At 42.7% G+C, this 21,307-nt stretch carries 18 protein-coding genes and 4 tRNA genes; 17 read left to right on the top strand and 5 right to left on the bottom strand.

From position 1 onward, the window contains the following. Positions 1 to 127 precede the first annotated feature (127 nt). The 4 genes from E0H80_RS10265 (at position 128) to E0H80_RS10250 (ending at position 4,095) form a co-directional block, all read left to right on the top strand. Complete coding sequence (locus tag E0H80_RS10265) at positions 128 to 772, top strand: phosphoribosylanthranilate isomerase (protein ID WP_131365495.1); 645 nt, start codon at positions 128 to 130, stop codon at positions 770 to 772. Beyond that, a complete protein-coding gene (gene trpB / locus E0H80_RS10260) occupies positions 753 to 1,997 on the top strand; it encodes a tryptophan synthase subunit beta (protein ID WP_131365493.1) in 1,245 nt (414 codons plus the stop codon). The genes E0H80_RS10265 and trpB overlap by 20 nt, the downstream gene beginning before the upstream one ends. 413 nt (positions 1,998 to 2,410) lie before the next feature. After that, entirely contained in the window at positions 2,411 to 2,929 is a 519-nt protein-coding gene (locus tag E0H80_RS10255; RefSeq protein ID WP_131365491.1) for a DUF1543 domain-containing protein, read from the top strand. Positions 2,930 to 3,102: 173 nt separating this feature from the next. Further along, positions 3,103 to 4,095 carry a DUF2804 domain-containing protein gene (locus E0H80_RS10250; protein WP_131365489.1) on the top strand — a complete coding sequence of 331 codons (993 nt, stop codon included), beginning with the start codon at positions 3,103 to 3,105 and terminating at the stop codon, positions 4,093 to 4,095. Between the two features lie 65 nt (positions 4,096 to 4,160). Here the strand turns inward: E0H80_RS10250 and E0H80_RS10245 are convergent, their stop codons facing one another. After that, on the bottom strand, positions 4,161 to 5,039 hold the full coding sequence (locus E0H80_RS10245) for a metal-dependent hydrolase (RefSeq protein ID WP_131365487.1): 879 nt from the start codon (positions 5,037 to 5,039) through the stop codon (positions 4,161 to 4,163). A gap of 135 nt (positions 5,040 to 5,174) precedes the next feature. Here E0H80_RS10245 and E0H80_RS10240 point away from each other — a divergent pair, with 135 nt between their 5' ends. Further along, on the top strand, positions 5,175 to 6,209 hold the full coding sequence (locus tag E0H80_RS10240) for an AraC family transcriptional regulator (protein WP_131365760.1): 1,035 nt from the start codon (positions 5,175 to 5,177) through the stop codon (positions 6,207 to 6,209). A 46-nt stretch (positions 6,210 to 6,255) separates the two neighbouring features. Here the strand turns inward: E0H80_RS10240 and E0H80_RS10235 are convergent, their stop codons facing one another. Beyond that, the gene (locus E0H80_RS10235; RefSeq protein WP_131365485.1) at positions 6,256 to 7,587 is read right to left on the bottom strand and encodes a Na+/H+ antiporter NhaC family protein; all 1,332 of its coding nucleotides are present in this window, start codon (positions 7,585 to 7,587) and stop codon (positions 6,256 to 6,258) included. Between the two features lie 364 nt (positions 7,588 to 7,951). Between E0H80_RS10235 and trpA the strand changes: the two genes are divergently transcribed. The 4 genes from trpA to E0H80_RS10215 are packed head-to-tail and all read left to right on the top strand — an operon-like array spanning position 7,952 to position 11,959. Continuing rightward, positions 7,952 to 8,755 (top strand): tryptophan synthase subunit alpha, encoded by an 804-nt coding sequence (trpA, locus tag E0H80_RS10230; RefSeq protein WP_131365482.1) that lies wholly within the window; start codon positions 7,952 to 7,954, stop codon positions 8,753 to 8,755. Continuing rightward, entirely contained in the window at positions 8,752 to 9,648 is an 897-nt protein-coding gene (gene accD, locus E0H80_RS10225; RefSeq protein WP_131365480.1) for an acetyl-CoA carboxylase, carboxyltransferase subunit beta, read from the top strand. The genes trpA and accD overlap by 4 nt, the downstream gene beginning before the upstream one ends. Then, positions 9,645 to 10,928, top strand: coding sequence for a bifunctional tetrahydrofolate synthase/dihydrofolate synthase (gene folC, locus E0H80_RS10220; protein WP_131365477.1), 1,284 nt, complete (start codon positions 9,645 to 9,647; stop codon positions 10,926 to 10,928). Before accD ends, folC begins: the two co-directional genes overlap by 4 nt. Continuing rightward, positions 10,919 to 11,959: an SPOR domain-containing protein gene (locus E0H80_RS10215; protein ID WP_213073404.1), complete on the top strand. Its 1,041-nt coding sequence runs from the start codon at positions 10,919 to 10,921 to the stop codon at positions 11,957 to 11,959. The genes folC and E0H80_RS10215 overlap by 10 nt, the downstream gene beginning before the upstream one ends. A 19-nt stretch (positions 11,960 to 11,978) precedes the next feature. Here E0H80_RS10215 and E0H80_RS10210 read toward each other — a convergent pair whose 3' ends face one another. The 3 genes from E0H80_RS10210 to E0H80_RS10200 all read right to left on the bottom strand — a co-directional run bounded on the left by E0H80_RS10210 (position 11,979) and on the right by E0H80_RS10200 (position 14,324). Continuing rightward, the gene (locus E0H80_RS10210; protein ID WP_131365758.1) at positions 11,979 to 12,557 is read right to left on the bottom strand and encodes a dual specificity protein phosphatase family protein; all 579 of its coding nucleotides are present in this window, start codon (positions 12,555 to 12,557) and stop codon (positions 11,979 to 11,981) included. After that, a complete protein-coding gene (locus tag E0H80_RS10205; protein WP_131365472.1) occupies positions 12,557 to 13,372 on the bottom strand; it encodes an MBL fold metallo-hydrolase in 816 nt (271 codons plus the stop codon). Before E0H80_RS10205 ends, E0H80_RS10210 begins: the two co-directional genes overlap by 1 nt. A 310-nt stretch (positions 13,373 to 13,682) precedes the next feature. Then, positions 13,683 to 14,324: a peroxiredoxin gene (locus tag E0H80_RS10200; protein ID WP_131365470.1), complete on the bottom strand. Its 642-nt coding sequence runs from the start codon at positions 14,322 to 14,324 to the stop codon at positions 13,683 to 13,685. A 339-nt stretch (positions 14,325 to 14,663) separates the two neighbouring features. On the opposite strand from E0H80_RS10200, the gene secA reads away from it, so the two are divergent. The 8 genes from secA to E0H80_RS10160 all read left to right on the top strand — a co-directional run bounded on the left by secA (position 14,664) and on the right by E0H80_RS10160 (position 21,070). After that, entirely contained in the window at positions 14,664 to 17,384 is a 2,721-nt protein-coding gene (gene secA / locus E0H80_RS10195) for a preprotein translocase subunit SecA (protein ID WP_131365468.1), read from the top strand. 182 nt (positions 17,385 to 17,566) lie between these two features. Continuing rightward, on the top strand, positions 17,567 to 17,926 hold the full coding sequence (locus E0H80_RS10190; RefSeq protein ID WP_131365466.1) for a hypothetical protein: 360 nt from the start codon (positions 17,567 to 17,569) through the stop codon (positions 17,924 to 17,926). A 157-nt stretch (positions 17,927 to 18,083) separates the two neighbouring features. Next, the gene (argJ, locus tag E0H80_RS10185) at positions 18,084 to 19,304 is read left to right on the top strand and encodes a bifunctional glutamate N-acetyltransferase/amino-acid acetyltransferase ArgJ (protein WP_131365464.1); all 1,221 of its coding nucleotides are present in this window, start codon (positions 18,084 to 18,086) and stop codon (positions 19,302 to 19,304) included. A 150-nt stretch (positions 19,305 to 19,454) separates the two neighbouring features. Next, on the top strand, positions 19,455 to 20,522 hold the full coding sequence (nadA, locus tag E0H80_RS10180; protein ID WP_131365463.1) for a quinolinate synthase NadA: 1,068 nt from the start codon (positions 19,455 to 19,457) through the stop codon (positions 20,520 to 20,522). 150 nt (positions 20,523 to 20,672) lie between these two features. After that, positions 20,673 to 20,749, top strand: a tRNA-Pro gene (locus tag E0H80_RS10175). Between the two features lie 45 nt (positions 20,750 to 20,794). Then, a tRNA-Arg gene (locus E0H80_RS10170) sits at positions 20,795 to 20,871 on the top strand. A 43-nt stretch (positions 20,872 to 20,914) separates the two neighbouring features. Next, a tRNA-His gene (locus E0H80_RS10165) sits at positions 20,915 to 20,990 on the top strand. 3 nt (positions 20,991 to 20,993) lie between these two features. Beyond that, positions 20,994 to 21,070: transfer RNA gene (locus tag E0H80_RS10160), tRNA-Pro, on the top strand. Positions 21,071 to 21,307: the final 237 nt, after the last annotated feature.

Raw genomic sequence — 21,307 nt, 5'->3', positions numbered from 1 at the left:
TCATGTCAATATTATTCCGGATGAACTTTACTCAAGCTTTTAAAATTGCATTACAATGATTCGGCCCATATTTATAGACTGTTTATGAATCGGGTAAAGTTTAAGCCCAAGAATTAGAGCGAAGTGTATGCGAACCCGTGCCAAAATTTGTGGAATAACACGAATAGAAGATATACATTCTGCTGTGAATGCAGGGGTGGATGCGATTGGATTTGTCTTCTATGCACCCAGTCCACGAAGTGTAACCATCGAACAAGCGAAAGAATTGGCAAAGCATGTCCCGGCTTATGTACAAATTGTAGGATTATTTGTGAATGCAACCGCTGACGAAATTACTCAGGTTGTAGAACAAATACCTTTGGATATGGTGCAGTTTCATGGGGATGAAACTGCAGAACAATGTCAGCAGATTGCAGTACAATCCAAATGCCGTTGGTATAAAGCCATTCAGGTTAAACCTGAGCTAGATATTATAAAAGCCATAAAAAACTATCAACATGCAGGTGCAAGCGCAGTATTATTAGATGCCTGGCATCCTGAGCTAAAAGGTGGAACAGGGCACCAGTTTGACTGGTCACAGTTCCCGAAACTGAATGTTCCTTTAATTTTGGCAGGTGGTTTAAAACCTGAAAATATTGAAGACGCTATAAAGACGACTAGGGCTTATGCAGTAGATGTCAGCGGAGGCGTAGAATCCGCTAAAGGTATAAAAGACCAACAACTCATTGAACACTTTATGCAAGGAGTCCAGCGTGGATCAGCAAACTGTTAATCAGAAAGATCAGGTGACTGACTATACCCAATTCCCCGATGAGCGTGGGCATTTCGGTATCCATGGCGGACGTTTTGTGTCAGAAACACTGATGGCAGCATTAGAGGATTTAGAAAAGCTCTATTTCCGCATGAAAAATGATGCACAGTTTTTGGCAGAATTCGACCGTGATTTAGCCTATTATGTAGGTCGTCCTAGTCCACTTTATCATGCTGAACGATGGTCAAAAGAGTTGGGCGGTGCGCAAATTTATTTAAAACGTGAAGACCTGAATCATACCGGTTCGCACAAAATCAATAACACCATCGGTCAGGCACTACTTGCCAAACTTTCTGGTAAAAAACGGATTATTGCAGAAACTGGCGCAGGTCAGCATGGTGTGGCTACAGCGACTATTGCTGCACGTTTAGGGCTTGAGTGTGTGGTATTCATGGGTGCAGACGACGTTAAACGTCAAGCCATGAACGTGTACCGTATGCGTTTGTTGGGTGCGACTGTCGTGCCTGTACAAAGCGGCTCAAAAACCCTTAAAGATGCCATGAACGAAGCGATGCGTGATTGGGTCACCAATGTAGACAGCACTTATTATATTATTGGTACTGTTGCGGGTCCGCATCCGTATCCGCAACTGGTTCGTGATTTCCAGTCGATTATTGGCCGTGAAGCGCGTAAGCAAATTCAGGAACAAGCCGGCCGTTTACCCGATGCTTTAGTGGCGTGCGTGGGTGGTGGTTCAAATGCGATGGGCTTGTTCTATCCATTTTTAAATGATGAAGATGTGAAAATGTATGGCGTCGAAGCAGCAGGAGATGGCATTGAAACGGGTCGTCATTCTGCACCCCTCAATGCAGGTCATGTTGGCGTACTGCATGGTAATCGCACTTACTTGATGTCGGATGAACAAGGTCAGATTATTGAAACGCATTCGATCTCTGCGGGCTTGGATTATCCGGGTGTCGGTCCTGAACATAGCTTCTTGAAAGATATGCAACGGGTCAATTATGTGCCAATCACCGACAATGAAGCGCTGCAAGGTTTCCGGGATTTAACCCAGATTGAAGGGATTATTCCGGCGCTTGAAAGTGCACATGCCATGGCGTATGTGACTAAACTTGCGCCAACGATGTCTAAAGATCAAATTATTATTGCGACTGTTTCAGGTCGTGGCGATAAGGACTTGATGACTGTTGCGCGTATTGATGGTGTTGAGATGGTTGAGATGTAAATTCTTTTATAAGCCTCTTCCTTAGGAGGGGTTTGCAGAGTATGAATTATAGAATCGTGTTGGATTAATTCAGCACGATTTTTTTTACTTAAATCAGTATAAAATTTAGAATACTTGCCTTTCAATAAAATGGTTTTGTTACTTTTGTCGAAACCAAAGTAATCTACTCGCTAGGACTGAAAACTCAAGTCAAATTCAACTTTGTGGTTATGAAGATCTCTATATTTGGAGTTCGCAAGAAAGGCATCTTACGGCTCAGTACACCTCATCGCAAAACCCGTCATAGACTTGGAGAGAAATAATGCTTCGCAGCAACATTTTTAGCAGATTAAGGTTGGACTCGAACAATTGCGAATAACACTAACGTGGATCAAATAGAAGTTTTAAGTCATTAGATTATTTTAGGGAATATTATGCCTAGCCTATTTATCGTCATGCTTGGCGGTCGTCATGCACGTGCCAATACCGAAGTCCATGATGTGGTACTCGCCGTGGGAGATTCATTAGAAGAGACCTATCCTCAACTTAAAACTGCATGGTTTGGGGAACAAAAAGGCTTGCATATTGATGCTTGGGCACAAATTAATGGCGTGGAATTTGAGGGTGAAAAATATCAAATCCAATTCAGTAACGCACAGCCGAATTTATCCGAACAAAAGCTGTTTTTAATTAATTTGGGTGGTTATGATGCGCGTGAATTTGGTGAATTGCATCGCTATATTTTAGTGGTGGCACAAAATGCCATGCTGGCAAAACAACGTGGTAAAGCTTACTTTGCCCAGCATTGGCAGAAACAGCATACCGACCGTGTATTGGAGGTAGATGACTGTATTGCAATCGATCAGGTGCATGGTCGTTATGTACAATTGGTGCAAGGTGAATTTAACGGGAATAGTTGGGAAAATACCTATTTAATGTTATCTGCTTACTGATTTATATCCCTTTGATTAATAAATTATATTTATTAGATATCAAACATCTGGGAATAATATGATTTTTTGTATATTTTCGATGAAAAGATGCTTTTTGATACTTTTAAGTTCGATTTATATAGGCATAATAAGATTAAGGATTTGTGATCTCTTGGCTAGATGGAATTTGATAAATGGATTTGATTCAATCAAATGGACAACCTCATTATGGACGTTTTAGTACTCTCCCAAAGACCATTGATTTAAATAAATACCAGTATAAAACACCTTATGGAAAGGTTTTAACGGGTTGGCGCAAGCGATTAAAGTATAAAAAATTTAAATTCTGCTGCATTCAACATGAACATTACACCCTTGGTTTGGCCATAGCTGATATTGCATGGGCAGGGCATGGTTTTTTCTATATCTATGATCATCAGCGCGCTGAAGTTTTAGAATGGAACGCAATTAATCTTTTGTCACGACATACTGCGGTTGATGAGCAGCCGCTTTATAACCAAAGTTTTTTCTCCAAATCACCTTTTCAAATTGATATTCAGCATGCCAATGGCGTGCGTTATATCCATGTGACTAAACATGGTGAAATTAAGCTGAGTGCACGAATCTTTTGTGCAGGCACAGATCCTTTAAGCATGTGTAGCCCGACGGGAATTAATGGCTGGACCTATACCCAAAAACTCACGACTTTGGGCTGTGAAGGCTTTTTTATTAATAAACAGGGTCAAACCATACAGTTTCATGAAAAAACTTTTGCCTCACTCGATGATACCTGTGGTTTTTTACGTCCAGAAACAGCTTGGTTCTGGTTATCCTGTAATTTTTGGGATGCCCATAATAATCGTATCGGATTGAATTTGGCTTCAGGCGTAAATGAAAGTTTTGGTAACGAAAACTGCTTGTGGATCAATGGGGTTTTATATCCGTTAAGCGATATTTTATTTCAGCATCTGGGTGATGATCATTGGACCATTCGCTCACTGGATGAAAAATTGAATCTGGATGTGAAAACGGGCTGGCGACGCTATGAAAATCTGAATTTAAGATTGGTCGGCAGTCAGTTCAGTCAATGGCAAGCCAAAATTAGCGGAACCATTCAGCAGGATGATCAGGAAATTATCTTGTTAAACGAATATGGGCTGTTGGAACAGCATTATGCCAAGTGGTAATAAAACGATTAAACCAAGTCTAGACTCATCTGGACTTGGTCGCTTTTAAACTCAAACAAGACGCTCTAGTCTTTAGCCGCCTGCCAAAAAGCCTCACCCGCTTGGATTGGATCACCGGTTTGTTCCAAGGTTTTGATCCAGATATCATACTGCGCGATAATTGGCTGCTGACTTGGATGGAAATCTTTGTTAAACCAGTCACGATATTGCTTGCTCATTTTGCTAAGCTTGCCGTTTTTACCAAAAAACCAGGGTAGGCCACGAATGTTCATTTGCAGACGCTGCAAAGATGTAAAACCATCATATTTTAACATTACGTTGGCGCGGTAAAGGGTAAAACCAAACATTAATGTGGTTGTCCATGCCAGGGTGAATTTGCGTGTAGTTTCAGGCACATTACCCACCTGTTTCATGACATCAAATGCCACATCACGATGTTCCATTTCCTCAATCGCATGCCATGCCAACAGGGCACGAACATAGGGATGTGCATCACGCAAGGTTTCTTTATGACTGTAAAAAGTTTCTGCCATCAGCGCAGTTAAATGCTCAGCTGCCGCTGTCATGGCAATGTTGTATTGAGGTGAGCGTTTTTCCAGTTCGAATTTAAAAATTTTATTTAAACGCTGAATGAATTGATCGACTGGCATGCCTTGCTCTTTCATGACCTGATTCATTTTGTCATGCGCGATACCGTGCTGCGCTTCTTGACGAATAAAATCCGCAACCCGGAGCTTTAAATCCGGATCGGTAATCTGATCGCGGAACAGACGCACAGACTGAATAAAGTAACGTTCCCCATCCGGAAAAGTCAGGCTGAGAGCATCAAATACCCGAGTGATAAAGGGATCACCTCCAAACCAGAAACGCGGCACTTCATGCAGTTTAAAATCAAGATTGCTGCGAACCACAGGTTCGACGTGGTATTGGGCAAGAGCATTCATTTTATTTTACTTAAATCGCCTTGGATAATTACAGTATGTCGGGCTTTTTTAATTTTGTTTTGACAGGACTTGCCATTTTTTATACATTTCACGACAAGCTAAGAATTTAAAATGTCAAAAAAACAAGGATCAATTGTGCAAGAACTGCAGATTCCCAATGGTTATTTTCAGCTGCTAAATATGTATTTGCTGCAGCAAGGCATGGATATTTTTGCCTTGCCCTTTCTGCAACAGCATCACACCCAATTGCGTCATGTCTTGTCCTTGCCGATTGATTCGCAATCGACCTATTCATTTTTTTTAGAGGTGGTAGAACTTACCCGTCAACACTTACATTGCCCAGAACTGGTTTTGGAAATGGCCCGGTTGATTCGTCCTGAACATTTTGGTGTGTTGGGCTATATGGCCTCGCGTAGTAATAGCGTGGCGGAAGCCTTGCACAACATTATTCGTTTTAGCCGTCTGGTGATTGATGGCGCAGCAGTGATTCCTATGCAACTGCTGCATCAGGAGAAAAAGATTTATCTCTCTTGGCCGCTACATGATGCACGATATGCAATGATTAATGAGCTGACCGCAGCATGTATGGCACATTTGGCCAAGCAAATTTTCCCTGCCTCTTTGCAATTGCTGAGTATGCAGTTTGCGCATACCCCTCAGATGGCGCGCTATCATTATGAAAAGTTTTTTGGCTGCGAAGTTGGCTTTGGTCATACCCAATATTCTTTTGTGATTAGTTCGGACAGTCTAGATTTAAAATCGGAACTGGCTGATCCTTCTTTAATGCAACTTTTACTGCGTCAGGCAGAAGAAGCCATTGCTTCCAAGCCCCGTTATGAAAACTTAGATCAGCACATTCATATGAGAGTAGCGGAGTATTTACGTGTGCAAAAGAGTGTGCCCAAAATTGAGCAGATTGCGAATGAATTGCATGTCTCTGCGCGGACACTGCAACGGCAATTGAATGACCTCAATTGCTCTTTTAAGAGGATTGTTGAGATGGAGCGGATGAAGCGCTGTGAACAATTGCTACAGCAGGACATACCACTGAGCGATATTGCCATGCAATTGGGCTACTCAGATCAGTCTGCCTTAGCACGGGCCTATAAAGCCTTTAGCGGCCAAACCTTATTGCGCAGAAAACAACAGTTGAAAGCATCAGCTGAGTGATAAAAAAAACGACCCAATTGGATCGCTTTTTAAATATCTACTGAAATCAAGCGGGTTTGAATCGAGGGAATTGAAATGCGATGGCCAAGATCGCCACGATGGCCAATATCCAGCAATAGTAAATGTTCCCGATCAGCTCGATAGGCGACATCTTCGCAATAGAACAGGCGAGCAGTAATTGCGCACCATATGGAATGATGCCTTGAACCACACAGGAAAAAATATCCAGTAATGCTGCGGCACGTTTCGGATCTACGCCGTATTCTTTGGCTACTTCACGTGCCATGTCACCCGACAAAATAATTGCAACGGTATTATTGGCAACAAATAAATTGGCGAATACCACCAGAAAACTTAATCCCAACTCACCGGCACGCTGGCGCCCCACTTTAAATAAACGGGTCATGCTGTAAATACGTTGGATAAGCCATTGCAGTCCACCTTCTTTTTGCATGATGGCGGACAGGCCGCCTAACAACATCGAGAGTAGCGCAACCTCAAACATGCCAACAAAACCATTATAAATCGTATTGTTAAGCTTTAAGACACCGAAATCAGGGTTGACTATCATCCCCATTAGCCCAGAGAGTAAAACGCCAATCGTTAAAACTGCCAGTACATGTAAACGTGAGAATGCCAAAAAGAACACCGCCACATAAGGCAAAATCAGCCACAGGTCATAAGTTTTGTATGCAATGCTCTGTGAGTCATGGCTAATAAATGCATAAATCAAAATACTGAGAACTGCTGCAGGAACCGCAATCCAGACATTGACTTTAAATTTATCGCGTAGCTGAACTTTTTGACTGCTGGTTGCGGCAATGGTGGTGTCTGAAATCAAGGATAAGTTGTCGCCAAACATAGCACCGCCCACCACTGCCCCAATGGCATAGACAGCTTCAATACTGGTGACTTGGGAAAAACCAAAGGCAATCGGGGCGCAGGCAGCAATGGTACCCATTGAAGTTCCCATCGCTGTTGCGATAAATGCCGAAATAATAAACAGCATTGGAAGCACAAATGACGGCGGAATAATCGAGAGACCCAATTGTACCGTCGCGTCGACACTGCCGATGGCACTGGTAGTGCTGGCAAATGCCCCGGCCAGCATAAACACCATAAACATCAGAATTAAATTGGGATGACTGGCACCTTTTAAAAATTCATCAATGGCAGTATTTAATTTTCCACGGTAAAGCACTACGGCCACAATAATGGCCGGTAGAGCCGCCACCGGTGCTTTAACCTGATAAAAAGCAAACTCGCTACCAATGAGGGAATGATAGATACCACTGCCTAAAAAAATGGCTAAAAATACAATAAGAGGTAGCAGTGCCAACGCACGAGCGTGCACTTCACCTTGAGATTCGGGAGTCATATAAAATAAGAAAAAGGAAAATCGTGCGTAGTATAGAGCAGGTTTTGCTATTAGATAAAACATTAAATTTAAAAGCTAACTCAATTATTTTTATCATTTTTTTAGCAATAAAAATAAGTTTATCTTAATGCTGGATATTTTTTTAAATAGCAAAATTAGGCATCTTTGATCATTGAGAAAAAATCGTAAATATCAGTAAATGGTGTTCTCGGATTGTTCTGAAAAAATGAGATTGTCAGTTGAATGTAGCGCGAAAGGTTTGGACTCTGTTCAATGGGTAAAAAATAGCGTTACAATACGTTGTCTTGTATTTCTACAAAGCCAACTCCTCAGTTTTTAAATAATTCAAGGAAAGCATAGCCTTATGTCACGTTTAGCCACTCGTTTTGGACAGCTTAAATCTCAGCAGCGTAAAGCGCTAGTTTCTTATGTAATGGCAGGTGACCCTCATCCAGAAGTAACTGTTCCCTTGTTACATCAAATGGTTGAGGCAGGAGTAGATGTGATTGAGCTTGGTCTTCCATTTTCAGACCCTATGGCAGATGGTCCAGTGATTGCCCTTGCAGCAGAACGTGCATTGGCAGGTGGGACCAATACCCTGGACGCTTTGAATATGGTGAAAGAGTTCCGTCAGAAAGATACCGAAACACCAGTGGTTTTGATGGGTTATTTAAACCCAGTCGAAGTGATTGGTTATGAAAAGTTTGTATCGATTGCCAGTGAATGCGGTGTTGATGGGGTACTTCTGGTGGATTTACCGCCTGAAGAAGCAAAAAATCTGGACGATGTGTTGAAAAAATTCGACATGGATCAAATTTTCTTGCTTGCACCGACCTCAACTGATCAGCGTATTGAGCATGTGGCGAAACAAGCCCGTGGTTTTATCTACTATGTGTCCTTGAAAGGGGTAACCGGTGCAGCAACTTTAGATGTGTCTGAAGCTGCAGCCCGTATCCAGAAAATTAAAGCTGTGACTGATATTCCTGTTGGTGTGGGTTTTGGTATTAGCGATGCTGCCTCTGCGAAAGCCATGGGTGTAGCGGCTGATGCGGTAATTGTGGGCAGTGCTTTTGTCAAACAGTTTGCGAACCTGGCACCCGAACAAGCTGTTGTCGAAACGGTTAATAAAGTCAAGGAGCTTCGAGCTGCGCTCGATGAGTTAGTATGAATCAAGAAGTGAAAGCAGGCCAAATTCTTAGCCCAGCGACGCCGTGGACGGAACGTCATGTTCCGGGTATTCACACCCCCGATGAGCAAACCGCACTCAAAGCAACTTTTACAGAGCCAACCATTGAGTGCCCTGAGTGTCACGCACTGGTTACCCGTACGGCCATGTCATTTAATGCCTATGTTTGCCCGCAATGCGACGAACATTTGCGTATGAAAGCACGTGAACGTTTAAACTGGTTCTTCGATCAAGTTCAAAATGAAATGGGTCAGGAATTTGTTGCCAAAGATCCACTGAAATTTGTCGACAGCAAGGCATACCCAGACCGTATGGCTGAAGCACAAAAGAAAACCGGTGAAACTGAAGCATTAGTGGTTATGCAAGGTTTACTCAAAGGTATTCCTTTAATCGCATGTGCATTTGAATTCGACTTTATGGGCGGTTCAATGGGCACTGTGGTCGGTGACCGTTTTGTGCAAGCTGCTGAACGCGCCATTAAAGAGAAACAGCCTTTAGTCTGCTTCGCGGCATCAGGTGGTGCGCGTATGCAAGAAGGCATGTTGTCGCTTATGCAAATGGCACGTACTTCAGCAGCAATTCAACGTATGAAAGATGCAGGTTTGCCGTATTTGGTGGTATTAACTCATCCAGTTTATGGTGGCGTAACCGCTTCACTTGCAATGTTGGGTGATGTGCATATTGCTGAACCTAAAGCCATGATTGGTTTTGCGGGTAAACGTGTGATTGAGCAAACCGTACGTGAAAAACTGGAAGAACCGTTCCAACGTGCAGAATATTTGCTTGATCATGGTGTAATTGATCAAATTGTTCATCGTCACGCATTACGTGATACAGTCTATCGTATTGTCGCGAAACTGATGAATTTGCCTTGAACACAGCACCACTTGCAACAGACTCTTTAAACACATGGCTCGATTATTGGAGCCATGTTCACGTTACGGGGATTGATTTAGGTCTGGAACGCGTCATTCCAGTGGCTGAAAAGCTGGGTGTGACACGACCACAGGCAAAAGTACTGACCGTAGCGGGAACCAATGGCAAAGGTTCAACCACCACCACTTTAGCTGCCATTTTAAATGCGCAGGGCTATCAAGTGGGATTATATCAATCGCCGCATATTTACCGTTTTAATGAACGGGTGAAATTGTCGGGCATTGAAGTGGATGACCAGACGTTGGTGGATGCATTTGTTGCAGTGGATCACGCTCGTCGTGATTGTAATCTTAGCCTGTCTTTCTTTGAAGCCACCACACTGGCCGCTTTTGTTATTTTTAAAGCTAAACAATGTGATGTCTGGGTACTTGAAGTCGGACTGGGCGGCCGCTTAGACGTGGTTAATGTGATTGAGCCAGATGTTGCAGTGATTACCAATATTGGTTTAGACCATACCGATTGGCTGGGCGACACCATTGAAAAAATTGCCTTTGAAAAAGCCGGAATTATTCGCCCGAATATTCCTGTGATTTTCGGTGGTTTACAGCAACTTCCACAAGCCATTCAAAATAAAGTTGATGCATGCAAGGCGACATTATATGTGGCTGATCGTGATTATTTCTATCAATACACGGACGATGCTCAGTCGTGGCTGTTTGCATCTTCAGGTACAACTTTAAAATTACCGACAGGTGCTTTGGCGTTAGAAAATATTTCCACGGCTGTGGCCGCAATTTTGCTCAGTGGTCTAAAAGTGACTCAAGATGCCATTGCACAAGGCATTCAAAATGCAAAATTGCCAGGTCGCTTTGAAATTCGCCAGATTCAGGGCAAAACGGTGATCTTTGATGCCGGCCATAATCCGCATGGCGTAGATTTTTTGTTAAATCAGTTGCGAAAATTCCTGGAATACAATAAACAGTACACAGAAGTGATCAGTGTTTTTTCCATGTTGGCAGATAAAGACATCAATTCTGTCGCAGAGTTGTTGAAAGATACTGTTTTAACATGGAAAATTGCCCCATTAGCGGTTCCGCGAGCAGCTTCAATCGAACAGCTTGATGAAGCGTTACAGGGTGAAACAGTACAGCACTTCGAAAGTGTTCAATTGGCTTTTAAATCAGCGCTGAATGAAACGAAGAATAATCAGCTGATCTTGGTATGTGGTTCATTTCATACCTTAGAAGCGGTATGGGAGTATTTGGAAGAATGTCAATGAATAGCAAACAACGCTGGATGGGTGGCGTTGTTTTATTAGGTGGTGGTGTTTTATTGGCAGCATTGCTCCTGAAAGGCAAAGAAGAAATATATCAAAACGAACAGAGAACCCCAGAGCTTGCAGCTCAAGTCACGCAACAAAAGCCTGCTCCAGAAGGTGAAATAGTTCAGCTGCAACCTTTAACGGTCGATGTTGAAACAGAAAAGCGTTTGCTTGAAGAGCAACGCCGTGGGCGTGAAAAAGCAGTTGCAGAACAAGAAGCACGTGCCGCTGAATTTTTAGTAATGCAGCAGCAGGCTGAAGCAGAGGCTGCACGTAAAGCTGCAGAAGAATATGCGGCTTTAAATGCCCATCGTACTGGCGCACAGCAGAGTTCAGACAATATTCCTCCTGAACTGATTGAGGATGAAAAGGTTAAACAAAAGCGTTTAGCTGAAGAAAAGCTGCTTGCACAAAAAAAGTTGGATCAGCAGAAAGCTCAACAACAGCGAACTGATGCTGATAAAAAAGCAGTTGAAGATCACCGTAAAGTCGAAGCGGATAAAAAATTAGCAGATATTAAAGCGGCTGAAAAGAAAGCAGCAGAGAAAAAAGCGGCTGACGAAAAAGCTAAACAGGATGCCGACGTAAAACGTAAGGCAGCTGAAAAACAAGAAGCAGAGAAGAAAGCCGAGGCTGAACAGAAAGCGCGAGCAGAAAAGAAAAAAGCAGAAGAAAAACGTGAGGCGGATGCCAAGAAAAAGGCAGAGGCTGAAAAGGCACGTGATCTGTTGGAAAATGGCGAAAAACAGTGGATGGTACAAGTGGCTCTGGCCGCCAATGAAGCCAATGCTGATACTGTTGCAGCCAAGTTACGGGCTAAAGGCTACAAGGTCACCAAAAGTCCAACCTCGAAAGGGATTCGCATTATGGTCGGACCCTCTAAAGACCGAGACTCTGCAGATGCTGCACGCAAGAAAATCAACAATGATGCCAGCTTGGGAATGAAGTCGGCTTGGGTAATTGAGTGGGTGCCTTTAGACAAACGCTAACTCAAGGCTAAGTTAAAAATTAAGATGGATTCGACAGTTGCTGTTGAATCCATTTTACATTTTCAGGGCTGAATATTTTTTCGATATTCATCCAAACCGGATGAAAGCCATAGCCGCCATATTTCATCTCACTCAGTGCATCTTCAATTTTCCAGTTTTCAAAAATAATTCGATACATGGCAATGCTCGCACCGGTACGGTCTGAACCGTGATAACAATGAATCAGTACCTTTTGATCGAGTGCTTTGGCTTGCTGAATCTGTCGCATCACCTGTAACAAATCTTCACGCGACATTGCCCAGGTATGAATGGGTAAATGAACCAATTTGAAATCGGGGGAGGGCAATATATCTAGATCGGCATTTCTGGATCTTAAATTAACCACCACATTAATGTGGTGGGCTTTTAATTGCGGAATCAGTTCAGCTGTGGGTTGTTCACTACGAAACATATGCTCGCTAATTTGATAAAAATTATCTGTTTGATTCAGCATGACTCCCCAGTATTGAGGACGCTGTTCCGATGAAAGTGGGGGCGAAGTCATGCATCCCACTAAACTTGAGCTACTCAGTAAAAGGGTAACCACTGTTCTTCTCATCATGCTAAATAACGCGCCAGTTCAATAGGATCATGAGCACAAATGATTTCAATATTTTTTCCCGTTTGTGCCAGCTGTTGAATTTTATGCAAGTTATCTACGCGCATTTGATTATTTTCAGCAAAGAAGTGTTCCATCTTATCTAGCGTTCGCAGCTTATTTTTTGGGTCGAGTTGCAGGTGGGAGTAATAGGCATCCCCACAGAAGAATAACCAGCCCTCCTTTTGTTTAATCGCAATCCCGCAATGTCCTTTGCTATGACCCAGTAATGGAATCATTAAAATTTCATCTTGAAATAAGTGGAAGCCTTGGACTTGATGTAAATTAAACCAGGCTTCTCCTTGTTCAGGTTCGATGAAATTCCAGTAACGATGTTGCTTGAATTGTTGGATTTTATAGCGCGCTTTATTTTTTAGGGAGAAAAGACTTTGCGTTGCATTATATTCGCTAGATAGTACATGTATGGTGGCGTGTGGGAAGTCTGAAATCCCCCCGGCATGATCAAAATCCAGATGTGAAACCAGGATATGCCTGACATCTTGCGGGCTAAAGCCTAAGCGCTGAATTTGTGCAATTGCAGTCAATTCTAAGTTGTTTTCTATCCGGCCCACTCGTGAAACCAGCTGGCCCAAGCGGGCTGTGGTATGCAGATAATCCTGTATGCCCAAGCCGGTATCTACCAGTACCAAGCCTTGATCGGTTTCAAGCAGCAGGCAATGACAAACCACTTTGGCATGTAACCCTTTTTGACCAAACAGAGGACCGCAAACAGGACACATGGTGCCGCAGTGCAAATGATGAATCTTATAAATCACAATATTTATTCTTAAGATGATTAGGCGTATTTATAAACTGCCTATGAAATAAACACTAACTTGATTTTGTAATTCAATTTCTTAGCAGAATGAAAAAGCCTGTCATGAGACAAGCTTTAGCAAGATCAGGATCTGGTTCGTCATTCTTGTTCTGTATTTGTTGTATGCTCGAAGCACGACTTCTCGTCTTGCGCAAGAGCAGAGCAGTGTCCAATTCTGAAACTATACGCTTCGTTTGTCTTGGGGCAAAATAAGACAGTGATTTTGATACTACGCACTCGTTTGTCTTGCGAAAAACTAAAGCAGCGATTTAGTTTTTCTCAGGATGTGGCGTTAAACGCAAATAGGGTTTAACTGCGGTATAACCTTTAGGGAAACGCTGTTTGATTTCTTCTTCATCTTGAAGAGAGGGTACGATCACGACATCTTCACCTTGTTGCCAGTTGGCAGGGGTCGCCACTTTATGCTTGTCTGTCAGTTGTAGCGAGTCCACGACACGTAAGATTTCATGAAAATTACGTCCTGTTGAAGCCGGGTAAGTAATAATCAAGCGCACTTTTTTGTTTGGATCAATAATCACTAAAGAACGAACAGTTAAAGTTTCGCTCGCATTGGGGTGAATGAAATCATAAAGCGTAGACACTTTACGGTCTTTGTCGGCAATGATCGGGAAATTGACCGTAGTATTTTGAGTTTCATTAATATCGTTAATCCAGCCTTTATGTGATTCGACATCATCAACTGACAGGGCTATGGCTTTTACACCGCGTTTATCAAATTCATCTTTCAGCTTTGCGGTATAGCCCAGTTCAGTGGTGCATACCGGAGTGTAGTCGGCAGGATGGGAAAATAAGATTCCCCAGCTGTCACCCAGGTAATCGTAGAAATTAATTGTGCCTTCACTTGAGTCCTGCTCAAAATTCGGTGCAGTGTCGCCTAAACGTAATGTCATTTTTATAGCCTCACATTATTTGTTATAAACCTTGATGAAACCTAATATGGCGTAATTTTTTTTCCAAGGAAAATAGCGTTTTTGTATTTCTTTATGAGTAAATGGAATATAGGCGAGTGATTTGATTTGTAAAATCTGCATAAATGACGGATTTTATGACTATATTGGTTGTTTAAAATTTGTTACATTAATTTTCCTTAGCGGTCATGTGCTAGAACGAATGATCAGAATTTTTTTATCGGTTTTGTGCAAAACCCTTGTACTTCAAATTTCTAGCACCATAATAACGACTGAGAAAAAATTTATTCATTCGATAAGCAAGATTTAGAGAGTCTATTCATGTTGGCAAGTCTGATCGGAGGCATCTTCGGTACCAAAAATGAGCGCGAACTCAAACGCATGCGTAAAATCGTAGATAAGATTAATGCGCTCGAGCCGACGATATCTGCACTAAGCGATGCAGACTTATCTGCAAAAACTGAAGAATTCAAACAACGATATAACAATGGCGATGGCCTGGATAAATTATTGCCTGAAGCATTTGCGGTTTGTCGTGAGGCGGCAAAACGAATCATGGGGATGCGTCATTATGACGTACAGCTGATTGGTGGTATTACGCTTCACGAAGGTAAAATTGCAGAAATGCGCACCGGTGAAGGTAAAACCCTGATGGGCACCTTGGCGTGTTATTTAAATGCGATTAGTGGTCAAGGCGTCCATGTCATTACCGTGAACGATTATTTGGCACAACGTGACGCCGAATTAAACCGTCCATTATTCGAATTCTTGGGTTTAAGCATTGGTATTATTTACTCAATGCAAAATCCGAGCGAAAAAGCAGAAGCCTATCGTGCCGATATTACTTACGGTACCAACAACGAATTTGGTTTCGACTATCTTCGTGACAACATGGTGTTCTCGCTGGCTGAGAAAAAACAGCGCGGCTTAAGCTATGCCATTATTGATGAGGTCGATTCGATCCTGATTGATGAAGCACGTACACCATTAATTATTTCGGGTCAAAGCGATGATTCGTCACAATTGTATGCGGCGATCAATAGCATTCCACCAAAACTGACTCCGCAAAAAGAAGAAAAAGTGGCCGATGGCGGTCACTTCTGGATTGATGAAAAACAACGCTCTGTCGAAATGACAGAAATTGGTTATGAAACAGTCGAAGATGAACTGATTCGTATGGGCTTGCTCGCAGAAGGCGAGAGCTTGTATTCATCGGCTAACTTGAATCTGGTTCATCATGTTTCTGCGGCCATTCGTGCACATTATCTTTATCAACGTAACGTTCACTACATCATCAATGATGGTGAAGTGATTATTGTGGATGAAAATACCGGTCGTACCATGCCGGGTCGTCGCTGGTCAGAAGGCTTGCATCAGGCAGTTGAAGCAAAAGAAGGTCTAGAAATTCAACCTGAAAACCAAACCCTTGCAACTACAACTTTCCAGAACTATTTCCGTTTATACAAAAAGCTTTCAGGTATGACCGGTACTGCTGATACCGAAGCTGCGGAAATGAAAGAAATTTATGGGTTGGATGTCGTGCTAATTCCAACGCACCGTCCAATGATCCGTAATGACCAAAACGATTTAATTTATTTAAACCGTAATGGTAAATACGACGCGATTATTCAAGAAATTCAAAATATTCATGAAGCCGGTGTTGCGCCGATCCTGATTGGTACGGCAACCATCGAAGCCAGTGAAATTCTTTCTGATAAATTGAAAGAAGCCGGTATTGTTCACGAAGTATTGAATGCAAAACAACATGAACGTGAAGCTGACATTATTGCGCAAGCGGGTTCACCCAATGCGGTCACCATTGCCACCAATATGGCGGGTCGTGGTACCGATATTTTGCTCGGTGGTAACTGGAAAGCCAAACTTGCCAAAATTGAAAACTATACTGCTGAAGATGAAGTACGCCTAAAAGCCGAATGGGATCAAAGTCATGAAATGGTGATTAGTTCTGGCGGTTTACATATTATTGGTTCAGAACGTCACGAATCCCGTCGTATCGATAACCAGCTCCGTGGTCGTGCCGGACGTCAAGGTGACCCGGGTGTTTCCCGTTTCTATTTGTCTCTTGAAGATGACTTGATGCGGATTTTCGCGGGTGATCGTGTTGTCGGCATGATGCGCGCGATGGGTTTGCAAGAAGATGAAGCCATTGAACATAAAATGGTGTCCCGTTCAATCGAAAATGCGCAACGTAAAGTAGAAGCACGTAACTTTGACATTCGTAAGAACTTGTTGAAATACGATGACGTGAATAACGAACAACGTAAGATCATTTATTCACAACGTGATGAAGTTCTGACTGAAAGTACCTTGCAAGAATATATCGAAGAAATGCATCAAGAAGTGATTAAAGGGGTGATTGCAAATTATATTCCACCTGAATCAATTCATGATCAATGGGATATTGATGGCTTAGAACGTGCATTACGTGACGATTTAGGTATCGATTTACCGGTGAATCAATGGCTGGAACAAGATCGCCGTTTAGATGAAGAAGCTTTGGTGGAACGTATTTCTGATGAAATCGTGAAGCGCTATCGTGATCGCCGTGAACAAATGGGTGATGAATCTGCAGCAATGCTAGAACGTCACTTCATGCTCAGTGCTTTGGACCGTCACTGGAAAGAGCATTTGGCGGCGATGGATTACTTGCGTCAAGGCATTCACTTGCGTGGTTATGCACAAAAGAATCCAGAGCAAGAGTATAAGAAAGAAGCATTTAACTTATTCGTAAATATGCTTGCAGTGATTAAGTCGGATGTCATTACTGATCTTTCACGCGTTCATGTGCCTACAGCTGAAGAAGTGGCTGAAATGGAAGCACAGAAACAGGCTCAAGCTGAGACGATGCAGTTGAACCTTTCTCATGCGGAAGTAGATGGCTTAACGGGTGATCTGACTGAGGATAGCGATGCACAATACACCCCAGTCGATGAGCAAAATATTATTCCACCTGCCAACCGTAATGCACCTTGTCCATGTGGTTCAGGTTTAAAATACAAACAATGTCACGGTAAAATTTAATTTTACCCAGACTGCTAAGCCACTTTAAAAATTCCTCTTGTTTATAGAGATGAGTATTTAAAGTGGCTTTTTTATTCCTTTTAAATAGAGGATTTAGTTTTTCAAGATATGAATAGGTTTGCAGAGAACTAAATTAAGTGTTATTTAGTTGCATATCGAACACTGAAAAGCGGAAAAAGACAATGAAAAAAGTATTACAACCATTGATGATTGCAGCTTTAGCTATTCCTACTTTGACTTTTGCAAATAATGCAGCTCAAACAACAACCATAGAAAAAGTTCAAGCTGCGCGTGGCGCAACCACAGCTCCCGCAGTTGCTCAGGACGGTAATATTACAGTTGCAAGCCCGCGCACTGGTATTCGTTATACTTTTGCTAATCCGAATCAACGCCCGGTGATATTGAAAACTGCAGCGGTGACTGCTGCCAATGCTGCGAATGCAGATCGTATTGTGGCATCAAATCCTGCTTTATCTACAGCAAGTCAGGAAAAAGCCAAACAAGCCTTATTGTCAGAAGCTAGCCAGTTGGCCTCTAATTAAGCCGAGGGCGTGATTTAAACCAGTCCGTGGACTGGTTTTTTTATGCCTGAAAATGTCAATTGACTAAAAAATAAATCAAACAAAGTGTTGTGCTCGATTTTTTAGTTAATTTCTACTAAGCTGTCTTTTTATCACCAACTTATTTGGAAGTTTAAAAATGGCGGTCGGCGACGTAACAATGCCACAGATGCATGTGGTTAAAGGTGTGAAAATTGGTTCAGCTGAAGCCTATGTGCGCTATCAGAACCGACGCGACCTGGTCATTTTTGAATTTGCTGAAGGCTCCAATGCAGCTGGGGTATTTACTCAAAATGCATTTTGCGCTGCACCTGTGAATGTCTGTAAAGCACATCTTCAGGCAGGTAATCCGCGCTATTTAGTAATTAATACCGGCAATGCCAATGCAGGTACCGGTAAAATTGGTATGGCGAATGCTGAAGCGACTTGCGCGAAGTTGGCTGAACTTGCTGGTGTATCTGAGAGTGAGATTTTACCTTTTTCAACCGGTGTGATTGGCGAACAGCTTCCCCTCGAACGCTTAATGACAGGGTTGCAACCGGCACTGGACTCATTACGCGATGATGCCTGGTTAGATGCAGCAACTGGCATTATGACCACAGACACTTTGCCAAAAGGTGCATCTGAACAGTTTGAACTCGCTGGGGTGACTTACACCATGACCGGTATTTCTAAAGGTGCAGGCATGATTCGTCCTAATATGGCGACCATGCTGAGCTATGTTGCAACAGATGCACCAATCAGCCGTGCATTGGTACAGCAGCTGTTAAAAACCACGGTTAATGTTTCTTTCAACCGTATTACGGTCGATGGCGATACCTCAACCAATGATTCCTGTATTTTTGTGGCCACAGGTCAAGCCGGTGGAACAGAAATCACCTCAACTCATGATCCGCGTTATGCAGTAGTTCTTGAGGTTCTAACACGGGTAATGAAACGCCTGGCACAACTGATTGTTCGCGATGGTGAGGGGGCAACCAAATTTATTACGGTTGCAGTAGAAGGCGGTGCGGATACTCAAGAATGTTGCGATATTGCTTATAGCATTGCCCATTCACCTTTGGTGAAAACTGCAATTTTTGCATCCGATCCAAACTGGGGACGTATTCTTGCAGCAATTGGTTATGCTGGGGTTAAAAATTTAGATGTTGAAAAAATCCAGGTTTGGTTAGATGATGTGCAAATCTGTAAAGATGGCGGTGCGGCAGCGGACTATACGGAGGAAGCTGGCGCGCGCGTGATGTCTCAAGCTGAAATGACCATTCGTGTTGATTTAGGACGAGGTCAGGCAAAAGACACGGTCTATACCTGCGATCTGTCTTATGACTATGTGAAGATCAATGCAGATTACCGTTCTTAAGTTTAGTTGAATGAAAAAAGCCTCCGTTGTGAGGCTTTTTTATAAAGCAAATTTTTTAATGACTGGTCAAAAAAGCTTGATGCCATTCTGATCAGTGAATTGAGTGTACGGCTTGTGGTCTTACAAGCACTAAGGATAGAGAAGACGTTTATGAATAATGCGACCAATTTAATTGCCAATGAGGCTAAATCGATTGTACAGGCGCATTTAGATCGTTTAGGCGAGCCTAAAGATATTCATTTGAGTGATGAAGTCAAACAGGAAAAGTTTGCGCAAATTCTGGCAGAACTCAAAAAACGCGATGCTGTCCTTGTCGCTCACTATTATTGTGATCCTGAAGTTCAAGAGCTCGCTGAACTATCGGGCGGTTGTGTTTCAGATTCATTAGAAATGGCCCGTTTTGGCCGTGACCATCCAGCTTCAACATTGGTTGTGGCTGGTGTGAAATTTATGGGGGAAACAGCAAAAATCCTTTCTCCTGAAAAAACTGTGCTTATGCCCACCTTGGAAGCCACCTGTTCTTTAGATTTGGGCTGTCCGGTAGATGAGTTTACTGCGTTCTGTGATGCTCATCCTGATTATACTGTGGTGGTGTATGCCAATACTTCTGCAGCAGTCAAAGCCCGAGCTGATTGGGTGGTAACCTCAAGTTGTGCAGTTGAAATTATTGAACATCTAGATAGTTTGGGCGAAAAGATTATTTGGGCACCAGATCAGCATCTTGGTCGTTATATCCAGAAAAAAACCGGTGCAGACATGTTGCTTTGGGATGGTGCTTGCATTGTGCATGAAGAATTTCGTGCACGTGGTATTGCCAATATGAAAGCCCTTTATCCCGATGCAGCTATTTTGGTGCATCCAGAGTCCCCAGAATCTGTGGTCGATATCGCAGATGCCGTTGGAAGTACCTCGCAACTGATTAAAGCTGCACAAATGCTGCCAAATGAACGTTTGATTGTGGCAACCGACCGTGGCATCTTCTATAAAATGCAACAAGCCGTGCCCAACAAGATTTTGATTGAAGCACCAACAGCAGGTGAGGGGGCAACTTGTCGCTCTTGTGCACATTGTCCTTGGATGGCAATGAATGAATTAGAGGGAATTTTAGCGGTTCTACAAAAAGGTGATCAAGAAATACACGTCGATCCCATCCTTGCGGAACGAGCGAAATTACCTCTCGATCGTATGTTGAACTTCAGTGCCAATTTAAAACGCTAGTATTTGTATAAAAAATGTCTAAAGTGTTTGATAAATATACATTCGAAGCGTTTTTTTGATTTTTTTTGACTATAGGTGTTGACGTTGCTAAGCGTCACGCCTAGAATGCACACCGTACCGCATGAACTGCAGTATGAAGCTAAGATGAATCGGAGCATGGCGCAGCTTGGTAGCGCACCTGGTTTGGGACCAGGGGGTCGTAGGTTCGAATCCTACTGCTCCGACCAATTCTTCAAGGCGAAGGTTTCATGGTATTTAATATCATAGGTCATGCGCCTGTAGCTCAGTAGGATAGAGCATCCGCCTTCTAAGCGGATGGTCACAGGTTCGAATCCTGTCAGGCGCACCATTTATGGTTGCTTGATATTTTAGAATCTGAAAATGTTGTAACGGTGGATGTAGCTCAGTTGGTAGAGCCCCGGATTGTGATTCCGGTTGTCGTGGGTTCGAGCCCCATCATTCACCCCAATTCGGAGCATGGCGCAGCTTGGTAGCGCACCTGGTTTGGGACCAGGGGGTCGTAGGTTCGAATCCTACTGCTCCGACCATCTTTTTAAAAGATGATATAAATAATCCGCTTAAATGCGGTTTTTTTATGCCTGAAATTTAATAACGTTCAACATTCAACATTCAACATTCAACATTCAACATTCAACATTCAACATTCAACATTCAACATTCAACATTCAACATTCAACATTCAACATTCAACATTCAACATTCAACATTCAACATTCAACATTCAACATTCAACATTCAACATTCAACATTCAACATTCAACATT

Source organism: Acinetobacter sp. ANC 4779, from assembly GCF_004331055.1.
Classification (GTDB): domain Bacteria; phylum Pseudomonadota; class Gammaproteobacteria; order Pseudomonadales; family Moraxellaceae; genus Acinetobacter.
This window is presented reverse-complemented; position numbering and strand designations above follow the sequence as displayed.

Bases quoted from the DNA above. Each gene is read 5' to 3' on its own strand.
- E0H80_RS10265 (WP_131365495.1), top strand. From the start codon at position 128: ATGCGAACCCGTGCCAAAATTTGTGGAATAACACGAATAGAAGATATA.
- E0H80_RS10255 (WP_131365491.1), top strand. From the start codon at position 2,411: ATGCCTAGCCTATTTATCGTCATGCTTGGCGGTCGTCATGCACGTGCC.
- E0H80_RS10250 (WP_131365489.1), top strand. From the start codon at position 3,103: ATGGATTTGATTCAATCAAATGGACAACCTCATTATGGACGTTTTAGT.
- E0H80_RS10245 (WP_131365487.1), bottom strand. From the start codon at position 5,039: ATGAATGCTCTTGCCCAATACCACGTCGAACCTGTGGTTCGCAGCAAT.
- E0H80_RS10235 (WP_131365485.1), bottom strand. From the start codon at position 7,587: ATGACTCCCGAATCTCAAGGTGAAGTGCACGCTCGTGCGTTGGCACTG.
- trpA (WP_131365482.1), top strand. From the start codon at position 7,952: ATGTCACGTTTAGCCACTCGTTTTGGACAGCTTAAATCTCAGCAGCGT.
- accD (WP_131365480.1), top strand. From the start codon at position 8,752: ATGAATCAAGAAGTGAAAGCAGGCCAAATTCTTAGCCCAGCGACGCCG.
- E0H80_RS10215 (WP_213073404.1), top strand. From the start codon at position 10,919: ATGTCAATGAATAGCAAACAACGCTGGATGGGTGGCGTTGTTTTATTA.
- E0H80_RS10210 (WP_131365758.1), bottom strand. From the start codon at position 12,557: ATGAGAAGAACAGTGGTTACCCTTTTACTGAGTAGCTCAAGTTTAGTG.
- E0H80_RS10200 (WP_131365470.1), bottom strand. From the start codon at position 14,324: ATGACATTACGTTTAGGCGACACTGCACCGAATTTTGAGCAGGACTCA.
- secA (WP_131365468.1), top strand. From the start codon at position 14,664: ATGTTGGCAAGTCTGATCGGAGGCATCTTCGGTACCAAAAATGAGCGC.
- E0H80_RS10190 (WP_131365466.1), top strand. From the start codon at position 17,567: ATGAAAAAAGTATTACAACCATTGATGATTGCAGCTTTAGCTATTCCT.
- argJ (WP_131365464.1), top strand. From the start codon at position 18,084: ATGGCGGTCGGCGACGTAACAATGCCACAGATGCATGTGGTTAAAGGT.
- nadA (WP_131365463.1), top strand. From the start codon at position 19,455: ATGAATAATGCGACCAATTTAATTGCCAATGAGGCTAAATCGATTGTA.